Below are 7540 nucleotides of genomic sequence, written 5' to 3'. Positions count from 1 at the left end.
TCAGATAAATAAAACAAAAGCCGTGAATTCACGGCTTTTGTTTTATTTATCTGAAGAAAACATGGTTTCCGATTATAACGGCTCTATATTTTGATGTGCTCTTCATCCATTTATTCGAAGCGGTTTTCGGGTTATAGAAGAAAAGCGCGTTTTCTGTAGGATCATCGCCGCTTAAAGCCCGGTTAACAGCTTTGTATGCCTCAACATCAGGTTTAGCGTTGATTTTTCCGCCTTTAATGCAAGAAAATGCATTTTTCTGGTAAACAATATCATAAATGGATTTTGGAAAGTTCGGGCTGTTTAACCTGTTTAGTACGACGCTTGCGACTGCAACTTTTCCTTCAAAAGGCTCGCCATTGCTTTCAGCCTGCACTATTTTTGCAATCAAATCGATTTCATCATCGGTAAACTGCCTTTCAGCGCTATTTGAAAATACACCTTTCACGTCATGATACGGTGTGAATATCCTTAAATAACTGCTGTCCAGGTTTTTTGCGCTTACAGTACCTGCAAACAGCAACCCGGTAATCGCCGGAATAAAAAAACTCAATACATTTTTATCCATTATATGAACCTCCTTTTGCCTACGAGGTTAGCTGACGGATTCGGTAAAGGCATAACCTACGCATTTTGCGATTCACCCCTTTATTGGTTCCCCCGTGTTTTTGATAAACTTCGGCTTCAAGTCTATTATTCCCCATTTTTCAAAAAAAATTATTGCTATTTTTTTGAAATGAAGATGCAAATTTGATAATATATTCGTAGATAGATTTTTCTTTAACATTTATCTGCAGGATTACATTTCATATTCTAATTCATAAAAGGGGCAATTAAAATGGAGCTAAAATATTATATAGTCGAAGGATCCGTTCTGCCTGAAGTCTTTAAAAAAGTCGTCGATGTGAAGAAATTGCTTGAAACGGATATGCATATTTCTATAAATGATGCATGCAATAAGCTTAATATAAGCAGAAGCACATATTATAAATACAAGAACAGCGTTTATGAATTTTATGAAAATACAAGGACAAGGATTGTAACATTCTCATTAAGCCTGAAAAACGAACCCGGGATACTTTCGCGCATACTTGACTGTACGGCGGACAGCGGTGCAAACATACTAACTATAAATCAGAATATACCTGTAAATGGTATTGCCATAGTGGCAATTTCCATAGAAACCATTAAAATGAAAAAAAATCTCGCGGATTTAGTGAATAATTTAAAATCACTCGACGGTGTAAAAAAAGTCGAAATATTATCGAGAACATAGCAATTTACATGCAATATTAAGCATAAATAAGAAATGTGAAGCAATAAGGCGCAGTAGATGCATAATATTGCATATCACGATATAAAGCCATAATATGCTTGCTGTATTTGTTTTGCAGTGCTTGATAATATCTGCCTGTTTATTTATCATATTATTTGTGGTTAGCACTCGCTATAATCGAGTGCTAATAATTGATGAAATAAAGTATAATAATACATAGGAGGTTAAATCATGAACATAAAACCATTGGGCGACAGAGTAGTTATAAAAAAGATAGAAGCAGAAGAGAAGACAAAAAGCGGTATTGTTCTTCCAGGCACTGCTAAGGAGAAACCACAGATGGCTGAGGTTGTTGCAGTAGGTCCTGGCGGTGTTGTAGATGGGAAAGAAGTCACAATGTATGTTAAGGTAGGAGACAAGGTTATATTTTCAAAATATGCAGGAACCGATGTAAAAATTGAAGATCAAGAGTATACTATATTGAAACAGGACGATTTGCTGGCAGTAATAGAATAAGGCTTTTGGAGGGATTATTTAAATGGCAAAACAATTAAAATACGGTGAAGAGGCGAGGCGTGCCCTGCAAAGGGGCGTTGACAATCTCGCAAATACTGTAAAGATTACACTCGGACCGAAGGGAAGAAATGTTGTTCTCGATAAAAAATATGGTGCGCCGCTTATAGTCAATGATGGCGTTACCATTGCCAAGGAAATAGAGGTTGAAGATCCATTTGAGAATATGGGTGCACAGCTTGTAAAAGAAGTTGCAACCAAGACGAACGATGTTGCAGGAGATGGGACAACAACGGCTACGGTTTTAGCCCAGGCGATTATAAGGGAAGGCCTGAAAAATGTTGCGGCGGGTGCAAACCCGATGCTTTTGAGGACAGGGATAAAGAAGGCTGCTGATGTCGCCATAGAGGAAATTAAAAAAATAAGCAAGCCCATTAACGGAAAGGACGATATCGCGAGAGTCGCATCTATTTCCGCATCAAATGAAGAAACAGGAAAGCTTATAGCAGATACAATGGAAGAAGTAGGCAATGACGGCGTTATAACTGTTGAAGAATCAAAAACGACGACGACTGAATATAAAGTTGTTGAAGGCATGCAGTTTGACAGAGGATATATATCTCCTTATATGGCGACCGATACTGAAAAGATGGAAGCCGTACTGGAAGATCCTTATGTGCTTATAACTGATAAAAAGATATCAAATATACAGGATATTCTTCCCCTACTGGAACAGATCGCTCAGCAGGGAGGCAAGCTTTTGCTGATTGCCGATGATGTCGATGGTGAAGCTCTTGCAACTCTAATCGTAAACAGATTGAGAGGTACGTTTACATGCGTTGCCGTTAAAGCCCCGGGATTTGGCGACAGAAGGGGAGAAATGCTTCAGGATATAGCGATATTAACAGGCGGAACGGTCATATCCGATAAAATAGGATACGAACTTAAGGATACGACTATTGATATGCTCGGCAGGGCTGAAAAGATAAGAATAAACAAAGAGGACACCATAATAACAAATGGCGCAGGCGATAAAAATGATATAAAGGACAGAGTCGCACAGATAAGGAAGCAGATAGAGGAGACAACTTCTGATTTTGATAAAGAGAAGCTTCAGGAAAGGCTTGCAAAACTTGCAGGCGGAGTCGCTGTTATAAAGGTTGGAGCGGCAACTGAAACGGAACTTAAAGAAAAGAAGATGAGGATTGAGGATGCCTTATCGGCCACGAAGGCTGCCACACAGGAAGGCATAGTGCCCGGAGGCGGCGTATCCTATATAAATATAATTCCAGCAATCGCAAACATAAAGGCTGAGGGCGATGTCAAGACAGGAGTTGAAATAGTAAAGAAGGCCTTGGAAGAGCCACTGCGTCAGATAGCTGAGAATGCAGGACTCGAGGGTTCTGTTATAATTGAAAAAGTCAGAAACAGCAAGCCGGGATTCGGGTTTGATGCATTGAACAACAAATATGTCGATATGGTAGGGGCAGGCATCGTAGATCCGACGAAGGTTACGAGGACGGCATTGGAAAACGCTGCGTCGATTGCAGCCACATTGCTTACAACTGAAGCTGTTGTTGCAGACATACCGGAGGAGAATCCTCCAGCTCCGCAGGCGCCGGCCGGAATGAACGGAATGTATTAAAATGTATTAATAAGAATAAAGCACATAAAAACGCAGGGAATCATCCTTGCGTTTTTATTTTTAAGGCTCTTTGCAATCGAGATAATGATTGCATTCGGCGTGTTTACCATATCACTAATTTCCTTAATTGTTAATCTAAACAATATGAACAATAAGAAAAAAAATAATCACCCTGCCCGCTGAAGTGCACCCCAAATGTTAGACAAAAAAATTAAAAAATTATAGTTATCTGTCCGATTTTCCTCCTTTTTTAATGCGGTTTTCTTGTTTTGCATTTCAAATCGGGATCTGTTGTGTTTTATATATCTTTAACCGTGGCTTTACGGTTTCTTAAAATATAAAAACTATAATTTACTTGTAAATCAAAATTTTATAGCGATAGTTTTTTAAAAGTCTCGATATTCCGGAGTTAATTTATGCAGTGAAAAAAGGATGTATATAATATGCACCCGTGAAAAAATTTTATTCCAGTTTTGTAGAAAAATAATTGTATAGGGGTGAAATGAATGAAAGAAAGCAAAAGGTTTTTAGGCTGGGCTTTCTTAGATTATTTTTCAAACAGTTTTCAATATGCAACTCCTCAGTCAGTTATCGATAAATATTTAACGGAAGATAAAAATTATTTAAAGGATAATTTTTTAGAGAATATATTGGATTTGTCCAAGAACAGCAAGGGAGAGAATGCCGGAATAGCATACTCTTTAAGTACACCTGTATTATATTACAACAAGGATATTTTTGAAAAAACGGGATTAGGAGACAAAGCGCCTGAAACATGGGAACAGGTTATTGAATATGCGAAAACCATTAAAGAGAAAACCGGAAAATACGGGCTTTATGTTCAGGAACCTGCGGATTTCTGGGGACAACAAGCGATAATAGAGAGTAACGGCGCTTCAATGCTGTCAAAGAATGGCGGCAAAGTTCAGGCAAGTTTTGCATCACCGGAAGGAATTAAGGCATTTCAGGCTTATGCTGATATGGTGTTAAAAGATAAAAGCGCTCTTCACACATCATGGGATGAAGGAATGCAGTCCTTTGCATCGGGAGATATAGGAATGGCATACACAACGATAGCAAGGAGAGCAAGTCTTCAAGAGCAGGCAAAATTTGATTTGGAAGCTGTAAAATCGCCGGTATGGGAAGGTAAAGACAGGGCCGTACCCGCTGGAGGCTGCTTTTTAGCCATAACGGCAAAAGATAAAGAACAACAAAAAGCTGCCCGGGAGTTCATGAAATTTTTATATAGCACAGAATCTATGGCAGCATGGACTATAGGCACAGGGTATGTTCCTCCTAAAAAGGGTGTAGCTGAGGCGGAAAACGGACTTAAGGGTTTTCTCGAAAAGAATAAATTGATGACACCGGCTATTGAACAAATGGACAGTGTAAGATCATGGGCAAGTTTTCCGGGTGATGCAGGTCTCGTTGTGGAACAGAAACTTCTTGATATGAGGGAACAGGTTTTAAACGGAAGCGTAAGTGCTGAAGAGGCTATGAAAAAGACCCAAAATGAAATCAATGGACTTTTAAAATAAAAAAGAGTGAAGAATATGAATTCCAGAACTAAAAATACAATTATATCAGCAGCGTTTATATTGCCATCTTTTTTGATGCTGTGCATCTTTATGTTCTATCCCCTTATCAGGACAATATATTTGAGCTTTTTTAATTGGAACTTAATAAGTCCTAATAAGAGATTTGTTGGATTGAATAATTATATTAATTTGTTTAAGGATCCGATAACCTTTAAAGTATTAAATAATACCTTTTTATACATTGTAATTCTTTTAGTTATAAATTTTATAGTTCCTTAAGTCCTTAATTGAATATGCCCGTTTAGAAGACATCGGCAATACGAGAACAATAAAAGATATTATCATGCCATTGACAAGACCGGCTATTACATCTACCGGAATAATTTTCTTTATCAATTCCTGGAACGAATATGTATGGCCGGTTTTAATTTTAAAAACCAAGGAAAATTACACGTTATCTTTGGCGCTTCAGATGTTCATCAGTTCTGAAGGAGGAACGGAATTTACAATAGCGATGGCGGTTTCCGTACTTACTATGATAATTCCTTTAAGCTTATATATAATATTTCAAAAATATATAATAGATACATTTTCTTTTTCCGGCATAAAGTAATGGGAGGGTTCAAATGAAAGATATTATATTTAAAAATGTATCTAAATCCTATGGTGACACTAATGTAATTAGAGATTTAGATATGAAAATAGAGGATGGAGAAAGATTGGTGATATTGGGGCCTTCGGGTTGCGGCAAGTCTACGCTTTTAAGAATGGTTGCAGGTCTTGAGAGTATCATAAAAGGTGATCTGGTAATGGGGGGAAAAAAGGGTCAATGAAGTACCCAGCGGGCAAAGGAATGTTTCCATGGTATTTCAAAATTATGTCCTGTATCCTCACATGAGTGTCGAGGAGAATATAAAATACGGAATGAAAGTTCATAAAATTGGCCGTGCTGAAATAGATAAAAGGTATAAAAAAGCTATAGAATTATTAAAACTTGATGGGTTGGAAAAAAGAAAGCCAAGGGAGTTATCGGGAGGCCAAAGGCAGAGAGTTGCCCTTGCCAGAGCTATAGTAAAGAGGGCGGATTATTTTCTTTTAGACGAGCCTTTATCTAACCTTGACGTTCAGCTAAGGGCAAGCGCAAGAAAAGGCCTGGTTGAACTTCATGATATTTTTCAGCAAACATATGTATATGTAACCCATGATCAAACAGAAGCTATGACCATAGGCAATAGAATAGCGTTGTTTAATAAGGGTGAATTGCAGATGCTGGCAACTCCGGAAGAAGTATATAGAAGGCCCAAGAATGTATTCACAGCTGGTTTTATAGGTTCACCTCCTATGAATATAATCAAAGGAAGATATGAAAGCGGGAATATATGGTTTGATAAGATAAATTACAATTTGTGTGAAGATTGGTGCAGGTTTGTATCTGAAAAAAGCAGCTCAGATATAGTATATATAGGGATAAGACCGGAAGATATCATATTGGCATCGGCAAAAGACAGATTTTCTGTTAAGGGTACGATAAAATACATTGAAAATTACGGGAGCAAAAAAGGAATTTATATAGATGTCGGCAAAACAGAGATAATAGCTCTGGCAGATAACATGAAATATAAATACGGTTCACAAATAAATGCCATTTTCAATCCGGAAAAAATCCATGTTTTTGACGGCAAAACATTGAATTCATTAGGATATCCCGATTCAATAGATGGAGTGGTAGGGCGATTATGAGTATACTTATAAGTACAAATATTTTCAGCAAAGTTGAAGATTGGTCGAAAATATATGATTTAATTAAAGCAATTAAAGATGTTAAATATAATGATAAGGGCATCGAAATATTTCCTTTATGGGACCAGGAGGGCTTTGAGGAGTTATTGGAAAAGAATGAGGAATATTTGAAAAATATGAAAGTAACATTTCACGGAGCTTATTATGGTGTTGAGCCTTCCGCTCCTAAAAACACTGAAGAATATAGCAAGTCAATTTTCCAGAATAAAAAGACGATTGATTGGTGCAACAGGCTAAACGGTAAATTTGTAGTGCATCATCATAATAACAGGAAGGTTCCGACAGAAGAGAGGGAACAGATCATAAAAAATAGCAATATACAGTTAAAAGAGTTGACAGATTATGCCAACGCGAATTCGGTGATTCTGTGTGTAGAAAATGCAGGAATTAATTCATATGGTAACAATCTTTGGACAGAAGACGAATTTATTGAAATGGCATTATCCATACCCAATCCAGTATTGATAGATGTCGGCCATGCAAATGCAAACAGCTGGAATATAGAGAAAATCATAACTGTTTTGAAAGGGAAAATCATAGCATATCATCTACATAATAATGATGGAATATCCGACTCTCATGACAGAATTAGAGAAGGCAGCTTTGATTTTGAAAAGTTTGCAAGGCTTTATAAGCTATTTACTCCTGATAAAGATTTAGTTCTTGAGTATTCTGACAGATATAAAGATAGAATCGATTATATAGCACAGGATGCAGAATGGCTAATAGGGCTCTTCAAATAATTGGCATATCAGGTGATAACGTGTGGTA

General features: G+C 37.3%; 8 protein-coding genes, 1 pseudogene and 1 riboswitch. Of the genes and pseudogenes, 8 read left to right on the top strand and 1 reads right to left on the bottom strand.

Translation table 11 applies throughout. From position 1 onward, the window contains the following. Nucleotides 1-46: 46 nt before the first annotated feature. Complete coding sequence (locus tag QME45_14135; GenBank protein MDI6619769.1) at nucleotides 47-565, bottom strand: cell wall hydrolase; 519 nt, start codon at nucleotides 563-565, stop codon at nucleotides 47-49. Nucleotides 566-567: 2 nt separating this feature from the next. Further along, nucleotides 568-691: riboswitch (cyclic di-AMP (ydaO/yuaA leader) on the bottom strand. A 144-nt stretch (nucleotides 692-835) separates the two neighbouring features. Here QME45_14135 and QME45_14130 point away from each other — a divergent pair. The 8 genes and pseudogenes from QME45_14130 to QME45_14095 all read left to right on the top strand — a co-directional run bounded on the left by QME45_14130 (nucleotide 836) and on the right by QME45_14095 (nucleotide 7512). Next, on the top strand, nucleotides 836-1273 hold the full coding sequence (locus tag QME45_14130) for an ACT domain-containing protein (GenBank protein MDI6619768.1): 438 nt from the start codon (nucleotides 836-838) through the stop codon (nucleotides 1271-1273). Nucleotides 1274-1504: 231 nt separating this feature from the next. Beyond that, nucleotides 1505-1789 (top strand): co-chaperone GroES, encoded by a 285-nt coding sequence (gene groES / locus QME45_14125; GenBank protein ID MDI6619767.1) that lies wholly within the window; start codon nucleotides 1505-1507, stop codon nucleotides 1787-1789. A 22-nt stretch (nucleotides 1790-1811) separates the two neighbouring features. After that, entirely contained in the window at nucleotides 1812-3431 is a 1620-nt protein-coding gene (gene groL / locus QME45_14120) for a chaperonin GroEL (protein ID MDI6619766.1), read from the top strand. Between the two features lie 506 nt (nucleotides 3432-3937). Beyond that, entirely contained in the window at nucleotides 3938-4969 is a 1032-nt protein-coding gene (locus tag QME45_14115) for an ABC transporter substrate-binding protein (protein MDI6619765.1), read from the top strand. 270 nt (nucleotides 4970-5239) lie between these two features. After that, nucleotides 5240-5582 (top strand): annotated as a pseudogene (locus tag QME45_14110) (ABC transporter permease subunit). 13 nt (nucleotides 5583-5595) lie between these two features. Continuing rightward, nucleotides 5596-5802, top strand: a complete 207-nt coding sequence (locus QME45_14105; protein MDI6619764.1) for an ATP-binding cassette domain-containing protein — start codon at nucleotides 5596-5598, stop codon at nucleotides 5800-5802. A 61-nt stretch (nucleotides 5803-5863) separates the two neighbouring features. Further along, nucleotides 5864-6709: an ABC transporter ATP-binding protein gene (locus QME45_14100; GenBank protein MDI6619763.1), complete on the top strand. Its 846-nt coding sequence runs from the start codon at nucleotides 5864-5866 to the stop codon at nucleotides 6707-6709. Then, nucleotides 6706-7512, top strand: coding sequence for a sugar phosphate isomerase/epimerase family protein (locus QME45_14095; GenBank protein MDI6619762.1), 807 nt, complete (start codon nucleotides 6706-6708; stop codon nucleotides 7510-7512). Before QME45_14100 ends, QME45_14095 begins: the two co-directional genes overlap by 4 nt. Nucleotides 7513-7540: the final 28 nt, after the last annotated feature.

Source organism: Clostridiales bacterium (assembly GCA_030016385.1).
Taxonomy (GTDB): Bacteria; Bacillota; Clostridia; order Clostridiales; family Oxobacteraceae; genus JASEJN01.
Note: the sequence above shows the minus strand (reverse complement) of the source record. Positions and strands in the feature narration are given on the sequence as shown.